Source organism: Lelliottia sp. (assembly GCF_045627565.1).
Taxonomy (GTDB): Bacteria; Pseudomonadota; Gammaproteobacteria; order Enterobacterales; family Enterobacteriaceae; genus Enterobacter.
On sequence record NZ_JAZQNX010000040.1, the window covers coordinates 1 to 26203 of the forward strand.

The 26203-nt window shown below is 54.0% G+C and carries 22 protein-coding genes, 1 tRNA gene and 2 pseudogenes; 11 read left to right on the plus strand and 14 right to left on the minus strand.

Features of this window, described 5'->3' with window-relative positions; genetic code table 11:
* Positions 1–627: 627 nt before the first annotated feature.
* The 3 genes from ACKI5T_RS19120 to trmB are packed head-to-tail and all read right to left on the minus strand — an operon-like array spanning position 628 to position 2439.
* Positions 628–1347, minus strand: coding sequence for a DUF2884 domain-containing protein (locus ACKI5T_RS19120; protein WP_015960353.1), 720 nt, complete (start codon positions 1345–1347; stop codon positions 628–630).
* 49 nt (positions 1348–1396) lie between these two features.
* Positions 1397–1723 (minus strand): YggL family protein, encoded by a 327-nt coding sequence (locus tag ACKI5T_RS19125; protein ID WP_133631614.1) that lies wholly within the window; start codon positions 1721–1723, stop codon positions 1397–1399.
* Positions 1720–2439: a tRNA (guanosine(46)-N7)-methyltransferase TrmB gene (gene trmB, locus ACKI5T_RS19130; RefSeq protein WP_059177563.1), complete on the minus strand. Its 720-nt coding sequence runs from the start codon at positions 2437–2439 to the stop codon at positions 1720–1722. The genes ACKI5T_RS19125 and trmB overlap by 4 nt, the downstream gene beginning before the upstream one ends.
* A gap of 144 nt (positions 2440–2583) precedes the next feature.
* Here trmB and mutY point away from each other — a divergent pair, with 144 nt between their 5' ends.
* The 4 genes from mutY to ACKI5T_RS19150 all read left to right on the plus strand — a co-directional run bounded on the left by mutY (position 2584) and on the right by ACKI5T_RS19150 (position 6653).
* The gene (gene mutY / locus ACKI5T_RS19135; RefSeq protein ID WP_407439608.1) at positions 2584–3636 is read left to right on the plus strand and encodes an A/G-specific adenine glycosylase; all 1053 of its coding nucleotides are present in this window, start codon (positions 2584–2586) and stop codon (positions 3634–3636) included.
* 26 nt (positions 3637–3662) lie between these two features.
* The gene (locus ACKI5T_RS19140) at positions 3663–3935 is read left to right on the plus strand and encodes an oxidative damage protection protein (protein ID WP_059177561.1); all 273 of its coding nucleotides are present in this window, start codon (positions 3663–3665) and stop codon (positions 3933–3935) included.
* Between the two features lie 56 nt (positions 3936–3991).
* Complete coding sequence (gene mltC / locus ACKI5T_RS19145; protein WP_407439610.1) at positions 3992–5068, plus strand: membrane-bound lytic murein transglycosylase MltC; 1077 nt, start codon at positions 3992–3994, stop codon at positions 5066–5068.
* Between the two features lie 328 nt (positions 5069–5396).
* The gene (locus ACKI5T_RS19150; RefSeq protein ID WP_407439472.1) at positions 5397–6653 is read left to right on the plus strand and encodes a nucleoside permease; all 1257 of its coding nucleotides are present in this window, start codon (positions 5397–5399) and stop codon (positions 6651–6653) included.
* A 20-nt stretch (positions 6654–6673) separates the two neighbouring features.
* On the opposite strand, the gene citG is transcribed toward ACKI5T_RS19150, so the two are convergent.
* The 8 genes from citG to ACKI5T_RS19190 are packed head-to-tail and all read right to left on the minus strand — an operon-like array spanning position 6674 to position 13995.
* Positions 6674–7486, minus strand: coding sequence for a triphosphoribosyl-dephospho-CoA synthase CitG (citG, locus tag ACKI5T_RS19155; protein WP_407439473.1), 813 nt, complete (start codon positions 7484–7486; stop codon positions 6674–6676).
* Positions 7464–8003 (minus strand): citrate lyase holo-[acyl-carrier protein] synthase, encoded by a 540-nt coding sequence (gene citX / locus ACKI5T_RS19160; protein ID WP_407439474.1) that lies wholly within the window; start codon positions 8001–8003, stop codon positions 7464–7466. The genes citG and citX overlap by 23 nt, the downstream gene beginning before the upstream one ends.
* A gap of 4 nt (positions 8004–8007) precedes the next feature.
* Positions 8008–9525 carry a citrate lyase subunit alpha gene (citF, locus tag ACKI5T_RS19165; protein WP_407439475.1) on the minus strand — a complete coding sequence of 506 codons (1518 nt, stop codon included), beginning with the start codon at positions 9523–9525 and terminating at the stop codon, positions 8008–8010.
* 9 nt (positions 9526–9534) lie between these two features.
* The gene (gene citE / locus ACKI5T_RS19170) at positions 9535–10410 is read right to left on the minus strand and encodes a citrate (pro-3S)-lyase subunit beta (protein ID WP_133631378.1); all 876 of its coding nucleotides are present in this window, start codon (positions 10408–10410) and stop codon (positions 9535–9537) included.
* The gene (citD, locus tag ACKI5T_RS19175; RefSeq protein WP_235134035.1) at positions 10407–10700 is read right to left on the minus strand and encodes a citrate lyase acyl carrier protein; all 294 of its coding nucleotides are present in this window, start codon (positions 10698–10700) and stop codon (positions 10407–10409) included. The genes citE and citD overlap by 4 nt, the downstream gene beginning before the upstream one ends.
* A 16-nt stretch (positions 10701–10716) precedes the next feature.
* The gene (citC, locus tag ACKI5T_RS19180; protein WP_407439477.1) at positions 10717–11742 is read right to left on the minus strand and encodes a [citrate (pro-3S)-lyase] ligase; all 1026 of its coding nucleotides are present in this window, start codon (positions 11740–11742) and stop codon (positions 10717–10719) included.
* A gap of 10 nt (positions 11743–11752) precedes the next feature.
* Positions 11753–12616: a fumarylacetoacetate hydrolase family protein gene (locus tag ACKI5T_RS19185; RefSeq protein WP_186752198.1), complete on the minus strand. Its 864-nt coding sequence runs from the start codon at positions 12614–12616 to the stop codon at positions 11753–11755.
* A 17-nt stretch (positions 12617–12633) separates the two neighbouring features.
* Positions 12634–13995: a 2-hydroxycarboxylate transporter family protein gene (locus tag ACKI5T_RS19190; RefSeq protein WP_041689518.1), complete on the minus strand. Its 1362-nt coding sequence runs from the start codon at positions 13993–13995 to the stop codon at positions 12634–12636.
* A 345-nt stretch (positions 13996–14340) separates the two neighbouring features.
* Here ACKI5T_RS19190 and ACKI5T_RS19195 point away from each other — a divergent pair, with 345 nt between their 5' ends.
* Both ACKI5T_RS19195 and ACKI5T_RS19200 read left to right on the plus strand, forming a co-directional pair.
* The gene (locus tag ACKI5T_RS19195) at positions 14341–15978 is read left to right on the plus strand and encodes an ATP-binding protein (RefSeq protein ID WP_407439479.1); all 1638 of its coding nucleotides are present in this window, start codon (positions 14341–14343) and stop codon (positions 15976–15978) included.
* Positions 15968–16660 (plus strand): response regulator, encoded by a 693-nt coding sequence (locus ACKI5T_RS19200; protein ID WP_407439481.1) that lies wholly within the window; start codon positions 15968–15970, stop codon positions 16658–16660. Before ACKI5T_RS19195 ends, ACKI5T_RS19200 begins: the two co-directional genes overlap by 11 nt.
* A gap of 330 nt (positions 16661–16990) precedes the next feature.
* Here the strand turns inward: ACKI5T_RS19200 and ACKI5T_RS19205 are convergent, their stop codons facing one another.
* Positions 16991–19126, minus strand: coding sequence for an ornithine decarboxylase (locus ACKI5T_RS19205; RefSeq protein ID WP_407439483.1), 2136 nt, complete (start codon positions 19124–19126; stop codon positions 16991–16993).
* A 397-nt stretch (positions 19127–19523) separates the two neighbouring features.
* On the opposite strand from ACKI5T_RS19205, the gene ACKI5T_RS19210 reads away from it, so the two are divergent.
* Together ACKI5T_RS19210 and ACKI5T_RS19215 are read left to right on the plus strand one after the other, a co-directional pair.
* Positions 19524–20237: a DUF554 domain-containing protein gene (locus tag ACKI5T_RS19210; protein ID WP_407439484.1), complete on the plus strand. Its 714-nt coding sequence runs from the start codon at positions 19524–19526 to the stop codon at positions 20235–20237.
* Between the two features lie 95 nt (positions 20238–20332).
* Positions 20333–20408: transfer RNA gene (locus tag ACKI5T_RS19215), tRNA-Phe, on the plus strand.
* Positions 20409–20608: 200 nt separating this feature from the next.
* Here ACKI5T_RS19215 and ACKI5T_RS19220 read toward each other — a convergent pair.
* A pseudogene (locus ACKI5T_RS19220) lies at positions 20609–21145 on the minus strand (AraC family transcriptional regulator); the annotation flags it as partial.
* Between ACKI5T_RS19220 and ACKI5T_RS19225 the strand changes: the two are divergent.
* Positions 21144–21452 (plus strand): annotated as a pseudogene (locus tag ACKI5T_RS19225) (HlyD family secretion protein); the annotation flags it as partial. The pseudogenes ACKI5T_RS19220 and ACKI5T_RS19225 overlap by 2 nt on opposite strands.
* Before the next feature lie 25 nt (positions 21453–21477).
* Here ACKI5T_RS19225 and ACKI5T_RS19230 read toward each other — a convergent pair.
* Positions 21478–22323, minus strand: coding sequence for an alpha/beta fold hydrolase (locus tag ACKI5T_RS19230; protein WP_407439486.1), 846 nt, complete (start codon positions 22321–22323; stop codon positions 21478–21480).
* Positions 22324–22513: 190 nt separating this feature from the next.
* Between ACKI5T_RS19230 and ACKI5T_RS19235 the strand changes: the two genes are divergently transcribed.
* Both ACKI5T_RS19235 and ACKI5T_RS19240 read left to right on the plus strand, forming a co-directional pair.
* On the plus strand, positions 22514–25435 hold the full coding sequence (locus tag ACKI5T_RS19235) for an autotransporter domain-containing protein (RefSeq protein ID WP_407439487.1): 2922 nt from the start codon (positions 22514–22516) through the stop codon (positions 25433–25435).
* Between the two features lie 117 nt (positions 25436–25552).
* Positions 25553–26173 carry a DUF2238 domain-containing protein gene (locus tag ACKI5T_RS19240; protein ID WP_407439489.1) on the plus strand — a complete coding sequence of 207 codons (621 nt, stop codon included), beginning with the start codon at positions 25553–25555 and terminating at the stop codon, positions 26171–26173.
* The last annotated feature ends 30 nt before the right edge of the window (positions 26174–26203 follow it).

The following is a 26203-nucleotide window of genomic DNA, read 5'->3' on the forward strand; positions in this document are numbered from 1 at the left end:
GCGTTTAAGGTGGCGATGACGGCCTGTGTCAGGAAGCTGGTGACAATCCTGAATGCGATGGTGCGGGACAATAAAAAATGGGTGGCAGAATAGCAGTCAGCCGTTGACTTTGAACACAGCTGCTCACCCCGGCCCTCTCCCTGAAAGGGAGAGGGAGCAAACCATCCCCTCGCCCCTATGGGGAGAGGGAGCAAATCATCCCCTCGCCCCCATAGGGAGAGGGAGCAAACCATCCCCTCGCCCCCATAGGGAGAGGGAGCAAACCATCCCCTCGCCCCCATAGGGAGAGGGAGCAAACCATCCCCTCGCCCCTATGGGGAGAGGGAGCAAACCATCCCCTCGCCCCTATAGGGAGAGGGAGCAAACCATCCCCTCGCCCCTATGGGGAGAGGGAGCAAACCATCCCCTCGTCCCTATGGGGAGAGGGAGCAAACCATCCCCTCGCCTCTATGGGGAGAGGGAGCAAACCATCCCCTCGCCCCTATAGGGAGAGGGAGCAAACCATCCCCTCGCCTCTATGGGGAGAGGGAGCAAACCATCCCCTCGTCCCTATGGGGAGAGAGAGCAAACCATCCCCTCGTCCCTATGGGGAGAGGGTTAGGGTGAGGGGCCCAGCGCGCAGAGACCCTACTTCAGCGATCCCACCAGCGCTTTGCGGCTATCTTCCAGCGACACCACGCGTTTGCACACGTCTTTGCCAAACTTCTGGAAATCAGCTTCCTGATTTTTCCACTCATTTTGAATCGAGGTTTGCAGACCGCCCAGGCTACCTAAAACGCCCTGAAGCGGATTGCCACCGCCTTTCAGAACGGCTTTCGCACCCATCTCATTAATGCTGTCCTGCAGGATGCCGCCCATCGCCTGATTCACCAGGTTTTGGCCGTCGGCACGCACCTGATCGATAGCCTTGTAATGGAACGTCAGGCCGTCGGTACGATGCTCAAGAATGCGGTTCATCTGTTCTTTCAGCTGCGCGTCCAGCTTGGTCAGGCGAGAGCGCATATTGCTGTTCTCACCCACTTCTTTAGCGATGATCTTATCCAGCGCCACGCGGCCTTTCTCTACGCGGGTTAGCGCACCTTCGTCAATCCACGGAAGCGCGGCGCGGAGATCGGCCTGATAATCTTTTGCCTGCTCGCGCTGTGCCGCGCTCAGGGTATATTGTTTGCCGTTAAACATCACATTGCCATCAGGCGTGATGACCAGATTGCCGTTTTCACCTTTCACCTGGACGGTTTGCGGATTCAGGATCACATCGTCGCGCGGTGTGACTTCACATTTGTATTCCGCATGCGCCGTCAACGCGGTTGTCATCAGTGCCACAGCCAGCAGCGTTTTGTGCATCATATCAATCCCTCAAGACAAAACGGGCCGGCATTTGCCGGCCCTTTGCTAGTTAGTCCCACCAAATATCGAAAAGTTCGCTGACGCGTACCTCTTCGAATTTGCGGTCTTCCAGCCATTTACGTACAAGTGCTTGCTGTTCTTCGGTGCATTTACCGATTTCTTGCTTGCAGATCAGCCCTTCCCACGACAGGTAGCCACTGCCATCAAACGCCAGTTTATTTGGCTCGATGACTTCATCGATAAAGGCGTCAACTTCCTTATCAATCGTTTCTACACTGGTGCCTTCCGGGAAACGCCACGCGACAGAAAAACCCACTTCCTGGAATTCTTCGATGTGCATCTTTTTACGCAGACGACGGCTACGGTTTACCATTATTTCACCCTCTCGAACATTAAGTCCCATACACCGTGACCAAGACGATGGCCACGCTGTTCAAATTTCGTCACCGGACGTGAATCCGGGCGCGGTACATAATCGTTATTCTCAGACAGGTTTTTGTACCCATCCAGAGACGACATCACTTCCAGCATATGTTCCGCATACGGCTCCCAGTCGGTCGCCATGTGGAAGACGCCGCCGAGTTTTAGCTTACTTTTCACAAGCTCAGCAAACTCTGCCTGAACGATGCGGCGTTTATTATGACGTGCTTTGTGCCATGGGTCAGGGAAAAAGAGCTGAACCATGTTCAAAGAATTGTCAGGAATCATTTTGTGCAGCACTTCAACCGCGTCGTGGCACATTACGCGCAGGTTCTCGATGCCCTCTTCATGCGCCGTTGCCAGGCACGCGCCCACCCCTGGGGAGTGAACCTCAATACCCAGGAAGTTTTGCTCCGGACGTGCTTTCGCCATGGTTACCAGCGACGTGCCCATACCAAAACCAATCTCCAGCGTGATCGGTCCATTGCGACCAAACAGCTCGGCGAAGTCGACAGGCTGTTCGCTGAACTCAACGCCCATCACCGGCCAGTAGTTATCCAGCGCGTGCTGCTGCCCTTTCGTCAGGCGCCCTTGACGGCGGACAAAGCTGCGAATACGGCGCAGCGGGCGACCGTTTTCATCAAATTCCGGTGAAATGACGTCATTTTTCATAAAAGAGTAGTCTGCTTGTGAGAGTGTTCGGGAAACGGGCATTATCCAAAGTTAAGCCTTGTATGCAAGCATGGGAAAGATCCGGTTTACAGCCGAAGGGCGCTGTGCTGCAATCTGCGTCCCAAATAAGGTGAATCCATGACCATGCATGCCTCTCAATTTTCAGCCCAGGTGCTGGACTGGTACGACAAATACGGGCGTAAAACCCTGCCCTGGCAAATTGAAAAAACACCGTACAAAGTATGGCTCTCTGAGGTGATGTTGCAACAAACGCAGGTCGCGACGGTTATTCCTTATTTTGAGCGCTTTATGACGCGCTTCCCGACCATCACCGATCTCGCCAATGCGCCCTTAGACGAAGTGCTGCACCTGTGGACGGGACTCGGTTATTACGCCCGCGCGCGCAATCTGCACAAAGCCGCGCAGCAGGTCGCAACGGTTCATCACGGCAAGTTTCCCGAAACTTACGAAGACGTCGCTGCGCTGCCTGGCGTTGGGCGTTCCACCGCAGGCGCGGTGTTGTCCCTTTCCCTGGGCAAACATTTTCCGATTCTCGACGGCAACGTGAAACGCGTGCTGGCCCGCTGTTATGCGGTGGATGGCTGGCCGGGTAAAAAAGAGGTCGAAAAGCGTTTATGGGAAATCAGCGAAGCCGTCACCCCGGCGAAAGGCGTTGAGCGTTTTAACCAGGCGATGATGGATTTGGGCGCTATCGTGTGCACGCGCTCAAAACCGAAGTGCGAGCTTTGTCCGGTTAATAATCTCTGCGTGGCCTATGCGAATCATTCATGGGCGCAATATCCGGGTAAAAAGCCCAAGCAGACAATTCCGGAACGCACCGGGTATATGTTGCTGATGCAGCACAGTGATGAAGTGTATCTCGCCCAGCGTCCGCCGAGCGGTTTGTGGGGCGGATTATTCTGTTTCCCGCAGTTCGAATCCGAAGAAGGGCTGCGTCAGTGGCTGGCAGATCGTGGAATCGGCGCCGATAATCTCACGCAACTGACTGCATTTCGCCACACGTTTAGCCATTTCCATTTAGATATTGTGCCAATGTGGCTTCCCGTGTCCTCATTCACCTCATGCATGGATGAAGGAACGGGTCTCTGGTATAACTTAGCGCAACCGCCATCAGTCGGGCTGGCCGCTCCGGTGGAGCGCCTGTTACAACAATTACGTGCCGGAGCAGTGGTTTAGCTTTGGTAACATCAAGAGGAATGAGTATGGCCAGAACAATTTTTTGTACCTATCTGCAGCGCGACGCCGAAGGGCAAGACTTTCAGCTTTATCCGGGCGATTTGGGAAAACGTATCTTTAACGAGATCTCTAAAGAAGCCTGGGCGCAGTGGCAGCAGAAACAGACCATGCTCATCAACGAGAAAAAACTCACGATGATGAACCCGGATCATCGCAAACTGCTTGAAGCAGAAATGGTGAACTTCTTGTTCGAAGGGAAAGACGTCCACATCGAAGGCTACACGCCGCCAGAAAAATAACAGCGTGCGGGGACAACCCCGCCGTTAAAGCAAACACAACACGCAGTCCCGGAATGATGAAAAAATTATTAGCGCTAGCCCTTGTTGCGCCGTTGCTTGTGTCTTGTTCCAGTAAAAAAGGCGATAGCTATAACGAAGCCTGGGTAAAGGACACGAACGGTTTTGACATTCTGATGGGGCAGTTTGCCCATAACATCGAAAACATTTGGGGTTTTAACGAAGTCCTGATCGCGGGACCCAAGGACTACGTTAAATATACCGACGCTTACCAGACCCGTAGCCACATCAACTTTGATGACGGCACGATCACCATCGAAACCATCGCGGGGACTGAACCGGCAGCGCATTTGCGTCAGGCGATCGTGAAAACCCTGCTGATGGGTGACGATCCTGGCTCAATTGACCTCTATTCAGACGCCGACGATGTGACTATCTCCAAAGAACCGTACCTGTACGGTCAGGTCGTTGATCAGACTGGCCAGCCCATTCGTTGGGAAGGTCGCGCGACCACATTTGCGGATTATCTGCTGCAAACACGCCTCAAAAGCCGCACCAATGGCCTGAAAATCATCTACAGCGTCACCATCAATCTGGTGCCGAACCACCTCGACAAACGTGCGCATAAATACGTGGGCATGGTACGTCAGGCTTCGCGGAAATATGGCGTTGATGAATCCTTAATCCTGGCGATTATGCAAACCGAATCCTCCTTCAACCCGTATGCCGTTAGTCGTTCCGACGCGTTAGGGCTCATGCAGGTTGTTCAGCATAGCGCGGGGAAAGACGTGTTCCGCTCGCAGGGGAAATCCGGCACGCCGAGCCGCAGCTATTTGTTCGATCCGCAGAGCAACATTGATACCGGGACCGCCTATCTGGCGATGCTAAACAATGTCTATCTGGGCGGAATTGTTAACCCAACCTCACGTCGTTACGCAGTGATTACCGCCTACAACGGCGGCGCGGGCAGCGTGTTGCGCGTGTTCTCAAGCGACAAAGTGCAGGCCGCGAACATCATTAACAGCATGGCACCGGGCGATGTTTACCAGACGCTGACCACGCGTCATCCGTCAGGGGAATCCCGCCGTTATCTGTACAAAGTGAATACCGCGCAAAAAAACTACCGCCGCCGGTAGTTTCCTGACCTCGCCCTCTTCCGCTGGGAGAGGGCGTCCTGATTCCCTTGCCCTGTGCGAGTGGGTGTCCTGACTCCCCGAGAGAGGGCGTCCTAATCCCTCTCCCAGCGGGAGAGGGCCAAAGTGAGGGCATCAGACCGCACTCATCCAACCCCATCCATACGAAAACGTTATTTGCATCACAATCCAAACTGCAAATTAATGTGGATTGCATTTTTTTGCGGGAGGTAACAAAACATATTGTTCCCTGCTGATAGAATTGCATCAAATTAAACCCCTGAATGTTTACAAAACAACATATCTCCCGCTCAATTGTGAGGAAAGTAACATGAACCTTAAGCTGCAGCTTAAAATATTGTCGTTTCTGCAGTTCTGTCTGTGGGGGAGCTGGCTAACCACGCTTGGCTCCTACATGTTTGTGACGCTGAAGTTTGATGGTGCGTCTATTGGTGCGGTTTACAGCTCGCTCGGTATTGCGGCGGTATTCATGCCAACGCTATTGGGCATCGTGGCGGATAAATGGATCAGCGCCAAATGGCTCTATGCGATTTGCCATCTGGTCGGTGCTGGTACGCTGTTTATGGCGGCCGGCGTCACCACGCCAGGCGCGATGTTTATGGTTATCTTGCTCAACTCGCTGGCCTACATGCCAACGCTTGGCTTGATCAACACCATTTCCTACCACCGCATTAAATCTGCGGGCATGGATATCGTGACGGATTTCCCACCAATCCGTATCTGGGGCACTATCGGCTTTATCATGGCGATGTGGGGCGTGAGCTTTGCAGGCTTTGAACTGAGCCATATGCAGCTTTACATCGGTGCTGCGCTGTCTTTGGTGCTGGCGCTGTTTACCCTGACGCTGCCTCATGTCCCGGTTTCGAACCAGCAGAAACAGCAGAGCTGGAGCTCAATGCTCGGTCTGGACGCGTTCGCGCTGTTCAAAAACAAACGCATGGCGGTCTTCTTTATCTTCTCCATGCTGTTGGGCGCAGAGCTGCAAATCACCAACATGTTCGGCAACACCTTCCTGCACAGCTTCGATAACAATCCGCTGTTCTCAGGCAGTTTTATCGTTGAACACGCCTCGGTGATGATGTCGATTTCGCAGATTTCTGAAACCCTGTTCATCCTGACCATTCCGTTCTTCCTGAGCCGTTACGGCATCAAGAACGTCATGCTGATCAGTATCGCGGCATGGATGCTGCGCTTCGGTCTGTTCGCCTACGGCGACCCAAGCGCATTCGGTACCGTGCTGCTGGTTCTGTCGATGATTGTTTACGGTTGCGCCTTCGACTTCTTCAATATCTCGGGTTCGGTGTTTGTCGAAAAAGAAGTGAAGCCTGAAATCCGCGCCAGTGCTCAGGGTATGTTCCTGATGATGACCAACGGTTTCGGCTGTATTCTCGGCGGCGTGGTGAGCGGAAAAGTGGTTGAAGCCTACACCACTAACGGCATTACCGACTGGCAGCCAGTGTGGTTGATCTTCGCGGCTTACTCGCTGGTACTGTTCTTTGCCTTCATTGCTTTGTTCAAGTACAAACACGTTCGCGTTCCGACTGGTGCACAGCCTATCGCGCACTAAACGTGCTCAAATCCCTCTCCTTAACAGGAGAGGGACAGTGTTCCTAAAACCCATCCCACCGACAGTAAATCCGCACTGCCACCTGGACTCAAATTCCGCGCAATGAATGCCTGATCCATCTCGATCAGCGCCTCGCGATCCCAACCGTGGGTCAGTAAATTCCGTGCATAATTCTGCACATAACGCAGTCCGTCCATTCCGCCGCGCGACACCAGATTGCTATCCTGATTCACCGCCATCAGGCGCAAAAGCAGATCGTGAAGCGGGCCGCCCTGCCACTGCATCAACACATTGCGCACCGTTGCGAAACCGCTCTCCGCTTCGCCGCGCGCGCCGGTCAGACCAAACTGCTGATACTGCCGCTCGCCTGCCGTCGACATACCGCTGCGGCCCGCGAGTTCACGCTCAACCAGCCCACGGCAAATGTTACGGATCTCACAGCACAGCGTGTCGGCCGTCGCATTTTGCACGCGTCCGGCAGTGAAACAGAGTAAACCCAACGAGAAAATCCCGCCTTTATGTGTATTCACCCCGTCCGTTGCAGCGTACATCGCCTGCTCGCACGCGATGCCCATTGGGCGAATCAGCCGCAGCTGCTCCGCTGCGGCTTTATCCGCATGTTCACTCCCCAGTTCTGCAAAGCGCACAAACCAGGGGGCAATCGCTTTGATACTGCGGACAAACAGCGCGTGGTCCATATCGCGATGCGCGCCGTTATTGAACTTATCCACCAGTCCGGGCTTGGGCGTTAACTCAAGTTCGTGCCACAGCGCCTCTTCGGCGAGCTCCGGCACGCTAACGCAGCGCGGTTTAGTCGCGAGCAAACCAGTCATCAATCATCTTCTCCACGCGAGCCACCACTTGTTCAACCGGATGCTGACGCGAACGTGAACAGGCGTGCGCCGGTTCATCGCAGATCAGACAGCGACGCATATGCGACCCCAGCGATTGCCGTCCGACATGCCCATCCGTCGGGCAAATCACATCAATATCCCAGAGCCGGCCGAGCGGGTGACTCTGCTCCAGTTCCGTGCAGTGGGCTTTGATTTCCGGGGCCTGATGGGCCACGCACCACAGCGCTTCTGGCCCGGTAGACAGCCACAGCACCTGGCGGTCAAGCACCTGCCAGCGGTGTTCCCACAGCAGCTGATCGCACATCTGCAACGCCACGCCCATGCTGTTGCGATAGCGCAGGCTGTCTTTCACTTCCCCCGGCGTAACTAACGTGAGGGAAATGACCGGTTGTTGGTAGTGCGTGAGCCAGTCAGCCTGTCGCGCTGCGCGGTTTTCTTTTGCCGCCAGCAGCGCTTCGAGGCCGACACCCGCACGCACGGGTGTCGCTATCGTCATGATGTCACTCCTTCACCTGTCGGACGGTGTCGATCACGCTGCCGTCACGGTAGCGGATCACGCCGACGATTTTGTCGGTAAATTCGATCGGTTTCGGTTCGCCGGTCAACGAGATCGCCCGCGCGTAGAGCGCTTCGATATCAACGATTTTCAGTCCGGCGGCTTCCAGCCGTTCGCGGATTTCCGGGCGCGCCGGATTCACCGCGATGCCGTGGTCCGTCACCAGGACGTCAATGCTCTCGCCCGGCGTTAGGCGCGTGGTGACGCGTTTGACGACCGTTGGAATGCGGCTGCGCAAAAGCGGCGCAACAACAATCGTGAGATTTGCCGCAGCGGCCACGTCACAGTGCCCGCCAGACGCCCCGCGCATCACCCCGTCTGAACCGGTAATCACGTTCACGTTGAAATCCGTGTCGATTTCCAACGCGCTTAAAATCACCACGTCGAGCTGATCGCAGCTTGCCGCTTTGCTGCCCGGATTGGCATAAACGTTTGTCGAAATCTCCACGTGATTCGGGTTACGCGCCAGCGAAGCCGCCGCCTGACCGTCAAAGCACTGGGTATCGAGCAGCGTTTCAATTAACCCTTTCTCATGCAGATCGACCAGGCTGCCGGTAATGCCGCCCAGCGCAAAACGCGCGGTCACGCCGCTGCGTTCCATTTTCTCGCCCATAAAGCGCGTGCAGGCGGTCGCCGCTGCGCCCGAACCGGTCTGCATCGAGAAGCCGGGTTTGAAATAACCCGAGTGTTCAATCACGTCCGCCGCAAAGCGGGCGATCATCAGCTCGCGCGGGTTGCTGGTGACGCGCGCTGCGCCGACGCTGATTTTCGCCGGGTCGCCGACGCTGTCGACCTGCACGATATAATCCACCCGATCCTGCACAATGCTGGCGGGCATGTTCGGGAACGGTACGATCTCTTCGGTGAGCAGCACCACGTTGCGGGCAAACTGCGCATCAACCATCGCATAGCCCAGCGATCCGCAGCTGGATTTCCCGTGCGTGCCATTGGCATTGCCAAACTCATCGCTGCACGGCACGCCTAGAAACGCCACGTCGATGTTCAGCTCACCGTCCTGCAGCAGCTTCACGCGCCCGCCGTGAGAGTGGATTTGCACCGGCTCGTCCATCAGCCCGTGAGAAATGGCATCCGCCAGTTTGCCGCGCATTCCGGAGGTGTAAATACGGGTAATCACGCCGCTTTCGATGTGCTCGATCAGCGCATCGTTGCAAGTCATCAAGGAGCTGGAGGCCAAAGTGAGATTTTTAAAGCCCATTTTTGCCAGCAGCGCGACCACGCTATTGATCACCCGATCGCCTTCGCGAAACGCATGATGGAACGAAATCGTCATCCCGTCCTGCAATCCGCAGCGTTTCACCGCGTCCTCTACGGAATCGCACAGCTTACGCTGATACTTTGCTTCGATATCAGCCAGCCAGGGTGTTGCGCTGTGGGCCGTATCAAACGGTGTTAAGCCCCTGAGATGGGGGAAATTCACATGGAGAAGTTCAGTCTGATTCATTTGTCATCCTTAGCGACGCACGCCGGAGGCCGCTGCACGTTCCAGCACTCTCTGGGCATGATCAATAATCGGGGCATCCACCATTTTGCCGTTGAGCGACACGACGCCCAGGCCGTTGCGCGCGCCCTCTTCTGCCGCTTCGATCACTCGCATAGCGTGATCCACTTCCTGCTGGGTTGGCGCGTAAGCGTTATGCAGCAGATCGATCTGGCGCGGGTTGATCAGTGATTTGCCGTTAAAGCCCATCTTGCGGATCAGTTCGACTTCGCGCAGGAATCCGGCTTCGTCGTTGACGTCTGACCACACTACGTCAAATGCGTCGATACCTGCCGCGCGTGCGGCATGCAGCACGGCGCAGCGAGCGTAAAAGAGCTCGGTACCGTCGCCGCGTTCGGTTTGCATATCCATCACATAATCAAAACCCGCCAGCGCGATGCCGATCAGGCGCGGGGTGCTGCGGGCAATTGCCACGGCGTTGATAACGCCAATCGCCGACTCAATCGCTGCCATCACGCGGGTGGAGCCCACTTCTCGACCACACTCGCGTTCGATGCGCTCCAGATGGCCTTCCAGTTCGTGGATATCTTCCGGCGTATCGGTTTTTGGCAGACGGATCACGTCCGCGCCTCCCTGGACGGCGGCTTCAAGGTCCAGCAGACCAAACGGCGTGCTCAGCGGGTTAATGCGCACCACGGTTTCGATATCCCGATACATCGGATGCTGCAGAGCGTGGAACACCAGCAGACGCGCGGTATCTTTCTCGCGTAGGGCGACGGCGTCCTCGAGGTCAAACATGATGGAATCGGGGCGATAGATAAATGCGGTCGAAAGCATGGCGGCGTTCGCGCCAGGCAGGAACAGCATACTGCGACGGAGTTTGTTCATGACATTTTGCTCCAGTCGATAGGCTGCTCTTCAGCAGCGCGCAGAACCGCGCTTTGCAGGCGGGCGCGAATCACACAGTCGAGCGCCCCTTTATCCTCAACGATGATCAAACCTTGACGCACCTCCAGCGCGTGCAGCGTTTCATTGACCACCTGGCGAATCTGATCGCCAAACTGCTTAATCACTTCACTGTGGATGACAATCTCCAGCTCGCCGTCGGCGGGGGCGATTTTCACCATCAGGTCGCTGGACTCCTGCGTTCCGGCCAGCGCCTCCCTTACAATTTTCATGATAAATTCCTGATAGTTATGCGACTTCCGTGCGTGCGCTGTAGTGCGCTTCGAGATGCGCGAAAGTGGACTCCGGGACAATCTCCCGTATGCGGGAAAACTGCTGTGTCTTGAGTAAACGGCGCACTTCCGATGCCGAAATAGCATTTCCGGTAGCCTTAATGCGCGGCATTTCCACCACCTCAATCTGCGGAGCGAGCAGCTGGTGCAGCGTCTGGTTGTACTGGCGGGTGATATCGCAAAACGGTTCTGATCCGATAAACCGATGGGTAATCCCCAGTGCGGGCGCGATAAAATCACGGAAAATCAGCACGTCGATTTCGCTCCACGCCTGCTGCACTTTGCCACTCTCTTTGAGGAAATAGGCCGGGAAGGTGGCGCGCGAAATGATGTATTGCGACCCTTCATGAACGGATACGTTCGACAGATGCGCCACGCCTGCGCGCACCATGTCCAGACGATCGCGGAACGAGAAGAATGACGCGTCTTCGCGCACCACAAACAGATGCAGCCAGTCGCACTGCTGAGCCGCCTGCTCCACCAGATGACGATGTCCAAGGGTGAACGGATTGGCGTTCATTACAATCGCGCCAATCTTCTCGCCACACTTGCGCTGAGCAGCAAGCGAACGGCAGTAACGCTCAATCCCCTGCGGGGTATTTTCCAGCAGGACCGCGTTATTACCGCTTTGGGCAATCGGCCAGAAACCACTGCGGGCAAAACGCTCTTTGTTGCACGGACGCGTACACAAAAAGAGGTGGAAATGGCCGCGCACGAGCGCGGCATTCTCCACTTCAGCCAGCAGGCGCGCGCTCAAATTCGCGCCACGCAGTTGCTCATCAACGGCCACGCATTTGATGACGTTTGCGGCTAGCCCCGCGCATCCCACCAGTTGTGTACCGGACCACGCCTCCACAAACAGGGTGATGTCGTTGTCCAGCCCCAGGCCGCTGTCCGCCAGCAGATAGCGAATCTGGCTTAAGCGTTCCGGGTGTTTCGCCACGTCGGTCAGGCGGAAATCGATGGCGGAGTGTCTGTCCATGGCCTCTTACCTAGTGCGCAGCCGTCAGCAACTGCGCTGGCGCTTCCATGATCACATTGCTCAGATGACCGATATTTTCGATCTCCACTTCAATGCGATCGCCCTCTTGCATGAACAGCGGCGGATTGCGTTTTTTACCCACGCCGCCTGGCGATCCGGTGATGATCACATCGCCCGGGCTTAAGCGGGTAAAGGTGCTGATGTATTCGATCAGCTCCGCGACCTTGTGAATCATGCTGCTGGTGTTGTCTTCCTGCACCATGCGGCCGTTCAGCCAGGTGCGGATCGCCAGCTGGTGCGGATCGGGGATTTCATCGGCAGTCGCCATCCACGGACCAAACGCGCCGGTTTGTCGCCAGTTTTTGCCTGCCGTAAACCAGGTATGCTGCCAGTCACGCGCAGAGCCATCCATGTAACAGCTGTAACCCGCCACATGGCGCAGAGCGTCATCCCTGCTGATGTTTTCCCCGCCTTTACCAATGATCACCGCCAGTTCGCCTTCGTAATCGAACTCACTGGAGTGACGCGGTTTCAGCACCGGAGAGTTATGTCCGGTCTGAGAATCCGGGAAGCGGACAAACAGCGTAGGAGCCGGGTTATGCTGATCGAACTCCTGGCGTTTCTCGGCGTAGTTCATGCCCACGCAAAGGATTTTCTCTGGATGCTCAATCACCGGTAAAAAGGTGATTGCGTCCAACGGCACGTCAACGGCATCGTTGAGATAACGCGTGGCTTCTGCCATACCGTTACCCTGCAACAGCGCTTTAAGGTCGCTGTAGCGGTCACCCAAACGGCGACCTAAATTCACCACACCGTCGGCCTTCACGATGCCGTAGCTGCGTTGACCTTTATAAATAAAGCTTGCGAGTTTCATTGTTCTTTCCTGAAAACTTAAACGAGGAAGTTGCCCAGAATCAGCAGCGAGATAGAGACGTTGATCGCCCCGCCAATACGCGTCGCAATCTGAGCGAATGGCATCAGGCTCATGCGGTTACCTGCGGTCAGGATTGCCACGTCGCCCGTTCCGCCCTGTCCGCTCTGACAGCAAGAGACGATGGCGACATCAATCGGGTGCATACCAATCTTTTTACCGACGAAGAACCCGGTAGCCACCAGCGCAGAGACGGTGCTGATAATCACCAGCAGGTTGCTGACGGTGAACGCGTTGACCAGTTCCTGCCACGGCGTAATCGCCACGCCAACGGCGAACAGAATCGGATAGGTAACGGAGGTCTGGAAGAATTTGTAAACCACCTGCGAGCCTTCCAGCAGACGCGGAGACGCGCCGTTGCACAGTTTGACCAGCACGGCCATAAACAGCATGCCGACCGGGGCTGGCAGGCCAATCAACTTGTGACCAAGCATACCCAGCATGTAGAGCAGCACGGCCAGCAATGCGCCGGAGGCAATCGTGGTCACGTCCGCTTTACCGGAGAACGCCGGTTGGGAAGCCGTCGCATCAGCATTAGCACGGTTTGGCATCAGTTGGCCTTCGCCGGTCAGATGCGGGTAGCGTTTACCAAGCTGGTTCAGGCAGCCGGAGATGATAATGGCGGTTAAGCCACCAAGCATGACCATCGGCAGTACGCGACCGAGCGCGACGCCCTGATCCATATGCAGCAACGTGGCGTATCCGATCGAAAGCGGTATTGCGCCCTCACCGACGCCGCCTGCCATAATCGGCAGAATAATAAAGAAGAAGATCTGGAACGGTTCAAGACCGAGGGCCATGCCCACGCCCATTCCGACAAGCATGCCGACGATTTCGCCGCACAGCATCGGGAAGAAAATGCGCAGGAAGCCCTGAATCAGCACCGTGCGGTTCATACTCATAATGCTGCCGACAATAATGCAGCAGATATACAGATAGAGAATGTTGGTGGATTTGTAGAACTTGGTGGTGGACTCCACGACCACATCAGGCAGCAGGCCGTAGTAGACCATCGCCGACGGGATGAAGGTGGCGCAAATCGCCGCTGCGCCGAGCTTGCCAACAATCGGCAGACGCTTACCGAACTCGCCACAGGCGAAGCCGAAGAAAGCGAGTGTCGCGACCATCACCACAATGTCGCTTGGCAGCTTGCCGCCCAGGCAGTCGATAGCAATCAGCACGCCAGCTAATACAAACAGCGGCAGCGGAATGATCCCCACTTTCCAGGTATCCATAATGTGCCACCAGCGCTCTTTGAGCGTCGGCCGCTGAATATCTATCGGATCGTGCGTTACAGAGAAAGAATCGTCAGTAGTGCTCATCATTAAGCCTCTTGGTTATTTGTGCATTAAGCTTAAAGTTGTCAGCGCGGGCTTTATGTGAGGAACGGCATATTAAAACCGAAGTTTTAATGGCCTCTATGGTTTTAATGGTTTCTTTTATTGAATGTGATTAATGACTTATTTATTGCCGTGGTTTTAATGGTTTCTTTTCCAGAATGAACAAATGAATAACATTTATTTGTTTTATATTAAACGTTCGTCTAATTCTTAAAATGCTTTTGCAATAACCGCTGTGCAAGGGATCACAAGTTTTGGGCAAAGCCTAATCCTGTCAAAAAAAAGATGATATATTCACCTAATCCGTTAATACCGCGCGTGATAGTTATGAAGGTTTCGTTTCAGATTAAGTTATTTATTTCGCTGGTGGCTTTCTTTTCAGTGCTGTTTGCATTGCTGGGTGGATATTATTATATCGACGTCAGCAGACAACTTTATCAAGAAATGAGCACTCGGGCGAAAATACAAGCAGAAGAAATTGCGCTTATTCCTACTTTGCGTAAAGAGGTTGAAGAAAAAGATATCAAAGCAATCCATGCTTTTATGCATCAAATAGCGGATCACAGCGACGCCAGTTTTATTGTGATTGGGGATAATAACGGTCGGCACCTGTTTCATTCTGCCTTTGAGGATCGTGTGGGGACCACCCTGGTTGGCGGCGACAACGCCGAAGTGTTGCAGGGCAAAAACATCACCACCATCCGTAAAGGTGGTTTAGGGATTTCGCTGCGCAGCAAAGCGCCTGTTTTCAACGATGCCGGACAGGTCGTGGGCATCGTCTCGGTGGGCTATCTCACCAGCTATCTTGATACCATTACCGTCAGCAAAGTGGTGAATATCCTTATCGCGGCCGTGCTGCTGCTTATCGCCCTGTTTATCTTCTCGTGGTATTTCACCCGCAGCATAAAAAAGCAGATCTTTTCTCTCGAGCCGCGCGAAATTGGCCTGCTGGTGCGCCAGCAAAAAGCGATGATGGAGTCAATTTACGAAGGGGTGATCGCCATCGACGCGCATTTGCGGATCGAAGTGATCAACCAGGCCGCGCGTCAATTGCTGGGCTTACAGCATCCGGCGCGTGAACTGCGTGGGCAATTGATTAGCGAGGTTATCAACCCGGTGTCGTTCTTCACGCCGCAAACGATGCTGGCGAAAGACACGCACGATGAGATCTGCCACTTTAACGATCTCACGGTGATCGCCAGCCGGGTGCGGATCATGCTGGAGGATTCACTTCAGGGCTGGGTGGTCACCTTTCGCGATCGCAATGAGATCGACTCGCTCAGCGCCCAACTGAGTCAGGTAAAACGTTATGTCGACAATCTGCGCATCATGCGTCATGAGCAGTTGAATCGCATGACAACGCTTTCCGGCATGTTGCATATGGGCCGTTATGAAGAGGCAATTGGCTTTATTCAGGCGCAATCGGAACATGCGCAGGAGCTGCTGGACTTTATCTCTTCGCGGTTCAGTTCACCCACGCTGTGCGGTCTGCTGCTCGGGAAATCCGCGCGGGCGCGCGAGAAAGGCGTTGAGCTGAATTTCGATCCCGCCTGTCGCATGGAGAAACCTTTCGCCCCGCTTCACGAAGCCGAACTGATCTCCATTATTGGTAATTTACTGGATAACGCTATCGAAGCCACACAGCGCGCGCCGCTCCCGCATGAGCCGGTAGAAGTGCTGATAAAACTCAATGAGCGCGAGCTGATTATTGAGGTAGCGGATCAGGGAGTGGGCATTAAACCGGACATCCGCGAACGAATATTTGAACGCGGCATTACCACCAAAACGCGTGGCGATCACGGTATTGGCCTGTACCTGATCGACAGTTATGTCACCCAGGCTGGCGGCGCCATCGAAGTTGCCGATAACTCGCCTCGGGGCGCTATTTTCTCACTCTTTATTCCCGCCACGGGAATCGCTCGACGCCCCGCTCAGGAACTGGAAGATACAGACTATGCAACATGAACATATCGACGTATTGATTGTTGAAGATGAGAACGAACTGGCACAGCTTCACGCCGAGCTGATTAGTAAACATCCGCGCCTGCGGCTGGTGGGCATTGCCTCGTCACTCGCCGATGCGCAGGCCAAGCTCACCCGCTTGCAGCCGCAGTTGGTTCTGCTGGATAACTATTTGCCGGACGGTAAGGGCATTACGTTAATCAGCAACCCCCTGCTGATGCCCGCGAATTGCTCCATCATTTTCATCACCGCCGCCAGCGATATGGATACCTGTAGTCTGGCGATACGCAACGGTGCATTCGATTACATTCTGAAGCCCGTTTCCTGGAAACGGCTCAGCCAGTCGCTCGAACGCTTTGTGCAATTTGCCGAACAACAGCGCGTCTGGAAGATTGTTGACCAGCAAAATGTCGATTCGCTTTACCAGCTTCAGGCCAAAAATTACCGGCAGGATAACGGCAGCAAAGGGATTGAGGAGAAGACGCTGGCGCGGGTACAGACGCTGTTTAACGACCAGGCCGGGCACTGTTTTTCGGTAGACGACGTGGTGAGCGAAACCGGCTTGAGCAAAACCACGACGCGGCGCTATCTGGAGCACTGTGTCGAAGCGGGCTTTTTGAATGTGGAAATGCTTTACGGAAAGATTGGGCATCCGCGCAGAATGTACAAACGCGCAGAGGCGTGATGAGGCGGTGTGAATCCCTGATCCTCACCTTCTCCCCAAAGAGAAAGAAGGAACCGCCCGGAGCCGTCTTTTTCCCTCACCCCTGCCCTCTCCCAAAGGGAGAGGGAGAAAACATCAGAAAGAGCGTTAACGTGAAAGAGCAAACTATCCCCTCTCTCAGAGCAAGATAACAGAGAGAAGCAGATAACCATCTCCTCTCACAGAGCGAGATAACAGAGGGAAGCAGGTAACCATCTCCTCTCACCGAGCGAGAGGGGGAAAACAGAGGGAAGCAGAAAATCGTCCCCTCTCCCCACGGGAGAGGGTTAGGGTGAGGGCAGCAGCCCGCACTTACTTCAGCACGTACCCATACAGCCGCTTAATTCCATCGGCATCTTTCTCGCTGTAAACGCCCTGGAGTTCTGGCGAGAAGCCAGGTAACACATTAATGCCCTCTTCCAGCGCCAGGAAATAACGCTGTACCGCCCCGCCCCAGACTTCTCCGGGCACAACGCACAACACCCCCGGTGGATACGGCAGCGCACCTTCAGCGGCGATACGCCCTTCCGCCTGGCTGATACGCACCAGCTCCACGTTGCCGCGAATGTACTCCTGGTTGGCATCCTGCGGGTTCATCACCACCGCCGGGAAATCCGCTTTACGGAACATCGCTTTTTGCAGATCTTTGACGTTAAAACTGACGTACAGATCGTGCATCTCCTGACAAAGCTCACGCAGGGTGTAATCGCGATAACGCACCGGATATTTATTGAAGACGCTCGGTAAGACGTCTGCCAGCGGCGTGTCGTCTTCGATGTGCTGTTCAAACTGCCCCAGCATCGCCACCAGTTGCGCCATTTTTTCGGCGCTTTCAGCAGGCGTGAGCAGGAAAAGGATCGAGTTGAGATCGCATTTTTCCGGCACAATGCCATTTTCACGCAGATAATGCGCGAGGATCGTCGCCGGAATGCCAAAGTCGGTGTAACCGCCGGTTTCAGCGTCGATACCCGGCGTGGTCAGCAGCAGCTTGCAGGGATCGACAAAGTACTGCTCGCTGGCATACCCCTCAAAGCCGTGCCATTTAGCACCAGGCTCAAAGCTAAAGAAGCGGCGCTCGCTGGCAATCGCGTGCGTCGGATGATCCTGCCACGGACGCCCTGCCACCACGGGAGGAATAAAGGGTTTGATCATCTTACAGTTTGCCACGATCGCCTTACGCGCCTCGATCCCTAGCTCGACGCATTCCGCCCACAGTCGGCGTCCACTCTCGCCTTCATGGATTTTGGCGTTGATATCCAGCGAGGCAAACAACGGATAAAACGGGCTGGTCGAGGCGTGAAGCATAAATGCGTTATTCAGACGCTTATGGGGACAAAAGCGCGCCTGACCGCGAATGTGATTGTCTTTCTTGTGGATCTGCGACGTTTGCGAGAAACCTGCCTGCTGCTTATGCACCGATTGGGTCACAAATATGCCCGGATCATTTTCATTCAGTTCCAGCAACAGCGGTGAGCTATCGGCCATCATCGGGATAAACTGCTCGTACCCCACCCACGCCGAATCAAACAGAATGTAGTCGCACAGATGGCCGATCTTGTCGATCACCTGCCGGGCGTTATAAACGGTGCCGTCGTAGGTACCGAGCTGGATCACGGCCAGGCGGAACGGTCGCGCGTCCTGCGTCTTTTCGGGAGCGACTTCGTTGATCAGTTCGCGCAGGTAGGCATCGTCAAAACAGTGCTCATCAATGCCACCAATAAAACCAAACGGGTTACGCGCTGCTTCCAGATAGACCGGCGTCGCGCCAGCCTGAATCAACGCGCCATGATGGTTAGATTTGTGATTATTACGGTCGAATAACACCAGGTCACCGCGCGTCAGCAGAGCATTGGTGACAACTTTATTGGCCGCAGATGTTCCGTTAAGCACAAAGTAGGTTTTGTCTGCGTTGAACACTTTCGCCGCAAATTTTTGCGCATCTTTCGCAGAACCTTCGTGAATCAATAAGTCACCCAGTTTCACATCGGCATTGCACATATCTGCGCGAAACACGTTCTCGCCAAAGAACTCAAAGAACTGCCGCCCCGCGGGGTGTTTTTTAAAAAAGGCACCGTGCTGATGGCCTGGACAGGCAAACGTGCTGTTATCCATCGCAACATACTGACTCAGAGTGTCAAAAAATGGCGGCAACACGTTCTCTTCATAACGACAGGCTGCGGCTTCCAGTTCCAATAACTCCTGGGCGTTGCCGCTTATCACTGCCACCACGCCTTCCGGAACCTCAACAGGCTCAGACGAGAAGATAAAGACCGGAAGCTGGAACCCAGTGCGTTTCAGTAACGCCAGAATACCGCTGCGGCTTTGCGCAACCGTCATAATGACCACGGCGACATCCGTAAAATCGGTGTTATCCAGCGTCACCACTTCACGATGGGTGGAAAGCGCGGAAACCAGCTCGTGGCTGACGGCAATTTTTAATGATTTCATATGCACAAATACCCGTTTCAGGGGAGTGAAAAACCCCGGACAGTTTAATCTGCCCAACGAAGGTGTCTGACTGGAACGTCGCTCCGATCGCCAGACATCAGTAAAATCAGAGCGCGTCTGGTTTTACTGATGTCCTGCAAAGAACAGGCGTTACCCTCACCGCATGATGAGAGTAGGATAGAACGTGCTGGTACGGACAGGGCTAAGCGCAGTGGCAGACGTCATCATCAGTGGCAGCTCCGTATCCGTGAGGGGAAAATTTGCGCAATCATGTCACCTTTTATTTTTGGGTGCAAGGAAGAATCCTTATGCACAGCGTGCGCCCAAATATCGCCATGTAACGCCCTCTCCATGTCATAATAATGCAATATCAATGAGTAAATAGTGGGAGTGTATTTTGGTTATTGGACCGTTTATCAACGCCGGAGCGGTGTTGCTGGGTGGCGTCCTGGGCGCCGTTTTAAGCCAGCGATTACCGGAACGTATTCGCTCATCCATGCCCTCCATTTTTGGTTTGGCCTCGCTGGGCATCGGCGTTTTGCTGGTCATCAAATGCGCTAACCTGCCGGTGATGGTCCTGGCAACGCTTCTGGGCGCACTGGTTGGCGAATTTTGCTACCTGGAAAAAGGGATTAGCGGTGCGGTAGGCAAAGCCAAAAATCTAATATCCCGCCCGGGCAAAGCCAAAAACGACTCCCATGAGACGTTTATTCAAAATTACGTGGCGATCATTATTCTGTTTTGTGCGAGCGGAACGGGGATTTTTGGCTCCATGCAAGAGGGAATGACCGGCGACCCCAGTATTTTGATTGCTAAGGCGTTTCTCGATTTCTTCACCGCGACCATTTTCGCCACGACGCTCGGCATTGCGGTTGCCGCCATTTGTGTCCCGATGCTGGCCATTCAGCTCGCTCTCGCCAGCTGTGCCACGTTGATTTTGCCGTTTACCACGCCTGCGATGATGGCGGATTTTACCGCTGTTGGCGGCTTGCTGCTGCTGGCAACCGGTTTGCGCATCTGCGGGATTAAGATGTTTGCGGTGGTGAATATGCTGCCCGCGCTGGTACTCGCCATGCCGCTTTCCGCCCTGTGGACCCGCTTTTTCGCTTAAGCGGTCAACAAACTGGTGAGAGAGTGTGCAGTCTGTAGCGGAAATGACAAATTTCGTTGACGAAAAGAGGCGAATCGGGTTTAATGCGCCCCGTTGCCCGGATAGCTCAGTCGGTAGAGCAGGGGATTGAAAATCCCCGTGTCCTTGGTTCGATTCCGAGTCCGGGCACCACTATTTAAAGAAACCAGCCTACGGGCTGGTTTTTTGCTTTCTGGATTCCGGGATTTCTGGTCTTGTCGACCACTGATTTCATCGCCCTGCCTTTCTCGCCTGCCACAAAGCCTGTGTCTACAGACCTTCACACTCTCCATAAACACTGTTTCCTTCATGAATACTGGCCAGATAACTGTGTCTGCTCACCTGCGCATGAATCAGGAATCCGTCGTTCTTTGTGTGGCAAAATAATGTACTGGCGTGCTGCCCATCGTTTTTTTGAACATGGTGATAAACGCGTTAACCGACTCATAGCCCAGATTAGCCGCCACGTTTTGCACCGATACGCCACTTGCCAGCTCACGAAGCGCAATGATCAAATGCAGCTGCTGACGCCATCGCCCGAAAGTCAGGCCGGTCTCACTCAGCATTAAACGTGCTAATGAACGTTCTCTGAGCGCTAGCCGCTTCGCCCAGGCTTTAAACGTGCTTCGATCCTCCGGATGACTGACCAGCGCATCAGCCATAGCGAGGATTTTAGGATTTGCCGACACCGGCAGACTCAATTTCTGCTGCGGCATCGTGGCAAGTTCATCGAGCGTCACTCTCGTCAGCCTGCCGGCATGGCTATCGGGTGCGCAATCAGCGCCCTCATGCGTTAAGCGGTCAACTAACGCTTTAATCAGCGGTGAAATCACCAGCGTGCAGCATTTCTCCGGCAGTGCGACGGCGCCGGGTTCAATAAATAAATAGGATGCGAATTGTTTCTGGGTGGTGGGCTATTTTGAGGAGACCAAGCTGAGGTATATCCACGTTGGGAACACCGCGCGGATTTCGCTGATGGGATTTGATCCGATCATTACGGGGCATGTGGAGAGTATCGGACGGGGGATCGGTGACAGCAATGACGAGATCGGTGGGCTGGGACTGCCGGAAGTTAATCCCACGTTTAACTGGGTACGCCTGGCGCAGCGAGTGCCTGTACGTATCCAGTTAGATGCGTTACCTGAGGGGATTGTGTTAGTGGCAGGATTATCCGCGAGCGTTTCCATCATGCCTTAATGAGTGCTCATCAACGGGCAGCAAATCACTCTTCGCACTCCGGCAATTTCTTCGCCAACAGCTGCGACCAGATGGCGGCCCAATCCGAACCATGCGCCATGTTGCTGACCACTTCAACCTGACTACAATGCCCACCAACTGCACGCTGAAAGCGTTGCGCGACCTCAGGCGTCACGGTTTTATCGACGTCACCGCTGAAGTGGAGTTGCGGCATTGTTTGGAGGGCAGAAGCACGGTCGATGGCGCTGACGGCATCGGGCATCGCGCTCACATGATGCGTCGCATTCACATACGCCACGTCCAGATTTCCCGCCACGGTGCGTAACGAACGAACATCGGTACGGCGTTCAGCCAGTATGGCGGCGATATTGCCGCCACCGGAATAACCGATCAGTTCAAGCTTCACGCCGGGATATTGCTTCACAAAGTGATTGAGCACGTCATTCATGGCATCAATGACTGAGGGTGAAAATCGGTCCTTTGTCCACACGCTCATTTCGCAATGAGCAGGTAAAGACGGACCGATAAACTGGCAAGGGCGTGCAATATACAGCACGTTTTGATTTTTATCCGCAGCGGCCAGCGTTAATCCGATCGGATTTCGTGGCGTGGGGTCATCTGAAGGCTGCGTGCGACTCTTCCATGCAAACCCATCGCCCTCGATATAGACACGCAGTGAATGAGCCGGGGGGGTAATGCGGGACCAGGTCGCGATCAAAAATGTTTTTGTTTGGATGTCATTTTTGCTCAGCCCGGAATGCTGAGCAATATCTTTTGCGGCAATGCGTGAATCGTCTGAAACACAGCCCGCTAATAAAAAAGATAAACTAATCAATAAGCCGCCAAAGAATATATTATATTTTATTCTCATACCCTGAATTACCTTAAGCCAAATCAATAACACTATAAAAAATGTGGAATTATTTCACCAAGAAATAATTAAGCAAAACTTATTGTTTTTTGCAACAAACTGTATATTCTCCGCCCGAATAATATCGGATTAATCCGAAGATTATCTCATTTGCATTTTTACAACTATCGCAACCTTGTGACGGCTCACCATGAAAAAAAAATACCTCAGCCAGCTGATCTCCTTGCTGGTAGCTTCGACGGCAGCACAGGGGCTGCTGACCACCCATGCTTTAGCAGTCTCTGGTTCAGTTATCGACTCATCGGCCACCAGCATTAATGTTGCCGGCACAAATGACTCGCTGCATATCACCGACACGGGCTCGATTACTGGCGCGCCGACCACAGCATTAACCGTGGAACAGAATGCCACATTAGCAACGCTGCTTAATGATGGCACCATCAGTGATAACGGTACTAACAGTAATAATGATGGCGTTAACATCGTTCAGATTAATGGCGCGGTAACGACATTCGAAAATACCGGGACTATCTCGAGCAATAATCAGTATCACTACGGCAGCATAGTCGCGGTGGGCGCATCAGGTGAAATTGATAATTTCACGAACAGTGGCACGATTAAAACCGCGCCTGATAATTTTAATCCAGGTATGGATAACACCGGTGCTGTCGCGAATATTGGTTATATTAAAACGCTGACTAACACTGCTGATGGAAAGATTACCGGATATTCCGGCATCAACAATCAGGGCAGAATTGACACGTTATTAAATGCGGGTGTTATTACCTCTGATACAGGTAATAACGGAATGATGATGGGACAAAATGCCGCTATTTACAATAATATGAATAGCAGTATTGGTACATTGCATAATACCGGAACCATCCAGTCCATTTCCCGTTATAGTCATGATGGTGGCGGAATCTTTAACTTTGGTAGGATTGATACCCTTATCAATGATGATAAAATCATTGGGGGTTCATTCGGTATTCAAAACTATGGTGCAATTGGCACTATTGAGAATAACGGTAAGATTACCGCAACAAATTTTGGTATTTTTGCAAATATTTCCAACACCACCACTATCGACAAAATCGTGAATAATGGCGAAATGAGCGGTGCCAGTTATGGCATTTACATAATAAGCTACAGCCAAAGCCAGGAAACAAATATTATAAACAATGGGCTGCTCAGTGGAACCATGGCCGCCCTTAGCCTCAATAGTGATAGCAACCCCTCTTCACTGGCGAATATCACGTTAACCAACAGTGGTGTGATTGCGGGTGATATTATGGCCAATAATTTTGCCCCGTTAAAAATTAATGGTGGAACCGCCACCATGGGCACATTAACCGGTTTGAACGGCATTGGGATCATTACCAGTACCCGCTCTAACGTGGAGTTTGGTACCGGCTCACTGCTGCTTAACGACAATGTCGTCGCCAGCACTGTTGTCAACAATGCCGCCTCATTGCAGGTGAATAACAGCATTACTGTGACGGGCGATTACCATCAGAAAGCCGCGGCCACGCTTACCTCGGGTATCTCTGATGTTGCGATTTCCAGAACCGATCTCATGGCCGAAACCGGCTATGGTCGCCTGAATGTCAGCGGCAACGCTACGTTTGATCAAGGTTCCAGTGTCAATCTGATACGCACAGGAAATACCTATAAATTCGCGGAAGGTCAGCGCTATGTGGTGGTGAATGCCAGAGGCGCAGAGACGAATTACAACGCGGATAAACTGAAGTATAAAGCCATTGGCTACCGTGGCGCAGTACAAGGTTCTGTCTTCGATGACGGCGAGAATAAAGCGCTGGTCTTAACCGTCGGTGCTGAGCAGACAGTGACTCCGCCAGTTGTGACATCTCCAGTTGTCACTGCACCGGGAGTCACACCGCCTGTCGTGACAGCTCCGGTCATCACACCACCAGTTGTAACACCTCCGACGCAGCCAACTCAGCCGGATCGCGGTTTGGCGACGATTCCAAGCGCTACCGCATCACTCGGCGGTCTGGGGAACTACACAGGGATTGCGTCTCCGCAATTACTGGAGCTTTTCAACGCCTCGCTGGCGATTGACAGCAAAAGTGAAGCGAACCGCGTAGGCGAGAGTTTGTCTCCGGGTCAAAACATCAACACCAGTTCAGCCGCTGCGGTGGCAACGTCGACCGCTCAGGCCGTGGTAGGTGCGCACATTGATGCAGTCCGTAATCCAGCCAACGCCGGTACCAGCGGCGTGGCGACGGGGGATGACTACGCCAGCAACTGGATTGTCTGGGGCCAACCGTTCGGCGGCTATGCGCGTCAGGACAGCACGGCTGAAGTCAGTGGTTACAGCGCTAAGTTTGGCGGCCTGATCATGGGTGCGGATCGTTCGCTGGGCGACGACTGGCGTTTGGGTGCGGCGGTGAACTACAGCAATACGTCTGTTCACGGTAAAGGAAACCTGAACGGAAATACGTCAACGGCTGATAACTACGGCGTCATCGGTTACGCCGGCTTCACGGGCGATCCGTGGTATCTGAACTTGTCGGCGGGTGTGAACCGTCAGAACTATACCTCCGTTCGTCGCGCGGATTTCACCGGTTTCTCCGGTGCAGCGCAGGGTAAATTCAACGGTCAATCGGTCACGCTGCAGACTGAATTCGGCTATCCGCTGACGCTGCAAGCTGGCGTGGTTCTGACACCGCTTGCCAGCCTGACTTACGGCTATCAGCACGTTGATGGATACAAAGAGACGGGCGGAAACGGTATGGCGCTGGATGTGGGCAGCAGCCACGCACAGTCCGTCGTGAGCGATATCGGTGCGCGCATCGAGAAAACCTTCGTGACCGGTCTTGGCAATCTGACGCCATTCGCCCAGGTGACGTGGTTGCATCAGTACGATGACCGCCAGGTCAGCAGCCGCGCGTCCTACGCCGCTGATACGGTTGGTGAAACCAGCTTTACGACCAAAGGCGCATCGCCAGTGGAAGACATGGCTGGCGTCGCGATCGGCAGCACGCTGTATGAAGCGAACGAGCTGAACCTCGACGCTCGCTACGATCTGCAAGCGGGCGAGCGCTATCAGGCGCATACCTTCAGCCTGCGTCTGCGCAAAATGTTCTAAGTCATATAATGAATAAACGGGGGCCTGAAAAGGGCCCCTTTTTTTTATGTATTGCAAAAGATTGAGTTTTTCCGTTAGGGGGTCGATAGTTATCGTTTTTCTCATACGAAAAACGATATGAATGCTTCAGCTCTCAATCCTTATTTGAAAATCGGCGCGCTGCTCTTGCTCGTCATTCTGGTTTATACGGGAATGCTCACCGGCGACAGAGCCACCTGGCTGATGGAAGTCACGCCGGTCATTATCATTATGCCGCTTCTGCTCGCAACCCATCGACGCTATCCGCTCACGCCCCTGCTCTATACACTCATTTTCTTTCACGCGATCATTTTGATGGTTGGCGGCATGTACACCTACGCCAAAGTACCGATCGGTTTTGAGGTTCAGGAGATGTTCAATCTGAGCCGTAATCCGTACGACAAGCTGGGGCACTTTTTCCAGGGCCTGGTGCCTGCCCTGGCGGCTCGCGAGATCCTGCTGCGAGGCGGCTATGTTAATGGCCGCAAAATGACGGGGTTTCTGGTGTGCTGCATTGCCCTGGCGATCAGCGCCACGTATGAGCTGATTGAATGGTGGGCGGCACTTGCCATGGGGCAAGGCGCGGATGATTTCCTCGGTACGCAGGGTGACCCGTGGGATACGCAATCAGATATGTTCTGCGCCCTGCTCGGCGCACTGACCACCGTGCTGGTGCTTAGCAGATATCACCAGCGACAACTGGCGCGCCTTCCCGGCTGACACCGCGACGCACAAGCCGCTTCACGGCGG

What these genes read in the sequence shown, in the direction of transcription:
- ACKI5T_RS19120 (WP_015960353.1), bottom strand. Translation starts at nt 1,347, where the DNA reads ATGATGCACAAAACGCTGCTGGCTGTGGCACTGATGACAACCGCGTTG.
- trmB (WP_059177563.1), bottom strand. Translation starts at nt 2,439, where the DNA reads ATGAAAAATGACGTCATTTCACCGGAATTTGATGAAAACGGTCGCCCG.
- mutY (WP_407439608.1), top strand. Translation starts at nt 2,584, where the DNA reads ATGCATGCCTCTCAATTTTCAGCCCAGGTGCTGGACTGGTACGACAAA.
- ACKI5T_RS19140 (WP_059177561.1), top strand. Translation starts at nt 3,663, where the DNA reads ATGGCCAGAACAATTTTTTGTACCTATCTGCAGCGCGACGCCGAAGGG.
- mltC (WP_407439610.1), top strand. Translation starts at nt 3,992, where the DNA reads ATGAAAAAATTATTAGCGCTAGCCCTTGTTGCGCCGTTGCTTGTGTCT.
- ACKI5T_RS19150 (WP_407439472.1), top strand. Translation starts at nt 5,397, where the DNA reads ATGAACCTTAAGCTGCAGCTTAAAATATTGTCGTTTCTGCAGTTCTGT.
- citG (WP_407439473.1), bottom strand. Translation starts at nt 7,486, where the DNA reads ATGACTGGTTTGCTCGCGACTAAACCGCGCTGCGTTAGCGTGCCGGAG.
- citX (WP_407439474.1), bottom strand. Translation starts at nt 8,003, where the DNA reads ATGACGATAGCGACACCCGTGCGTGCGGGTGTCGGCCTCGAAGCGCTG.
- citF (WP_407439475.1), bottom strand. Translation starts at nt 9,525, where the DNA reads ATGAATCAGACTGAACTTCTCCATGTGAATTTCCCCCATCTCAGGGGC.
- citE (WP_133631378.1), bottom strand. Translation starts at nt 10,410, where the DNA reads ATGAACAAACTCCGTCGCAGTATGCTGTTCCTGCCTGGCGCGAACGCC.
- citD (WP_235134035.1), bottom strand. Translation starts at nt 10,700, where the DNA reads ATGAAAATTGTAAGGGAGGCGCTGGCCGGAACGCAGGAGTCCAGCGAC.
- citC (WP_407439477.1), bottom strand. Translation starts at nt 11,742, where the DNA reads ATGGACAGACACTCCGCCATCGATTTCCGCCTGACCGACGTGGCGAAA.
- ACKI5T_RS19185 (WP_186752198.1), bottom strand. Translation starts at nt 12,616, where the DNA reads ATGAAACTCGCAAGCTTTATTTATAAAGGTCAACGCAGCTACGGCATC.
- ACKI5T_RS19190 (WP_041689518.1), bottom strand. Translation starts at nt 13,995, where the DNA reads ATGAGCACTACTGACGATTCTTTCTCTGTAACGCACGATCCGATAGAT.
- ACKI5T_RS19195 (WP_407439479.1), top strand. Translation starts at nt 14,341, where the DNA reads ATGAAGGTTTCGTTTCAGATTAAGTTATTTATTTCGCTGGTGGCTTTC.
- ACKI5T_RS19200 (WP_407439481.1), top strand. Translation starts at nt 15,968, where the DNA reads ATGCAACATGAACATATCGACGTATTGATTGTTGAAGATGAGAACGAA.
- ACKI5T_RS19205 (WP_407439483.1), bottom strand. Translation starts at nt 19,126, where the DNA reads ATGAAATCATTAAAAATTGCCGTCAGCCACGAGCTGGTTTCCGCGCTT.
- ACKI5T_RS19230 (WP_407439486.1), bottom strand. Translation starts at nt 22,323, where the DNA reads ATGAGAATAAAATATAATATATTCTTTGGCGGCTTATTGATTAGTTTA.
- ACKI5T_RS19235 (WP_407439487.1), top strand. Translation starts at nt 22,514, where the DNA reads ATGAAAAAAAAATACCTCAGCCAGCTGATCTCCTTGCTGGTAGCTTCG.
- ACKI5T_RS19240 (WP_407439489.1), top strand. Translation starts at nt 25,553, where the DNA reads ATGAATGCTTCAGCTCTCAATCCTTATTTGAAAATCGGCGCGCTGCTC.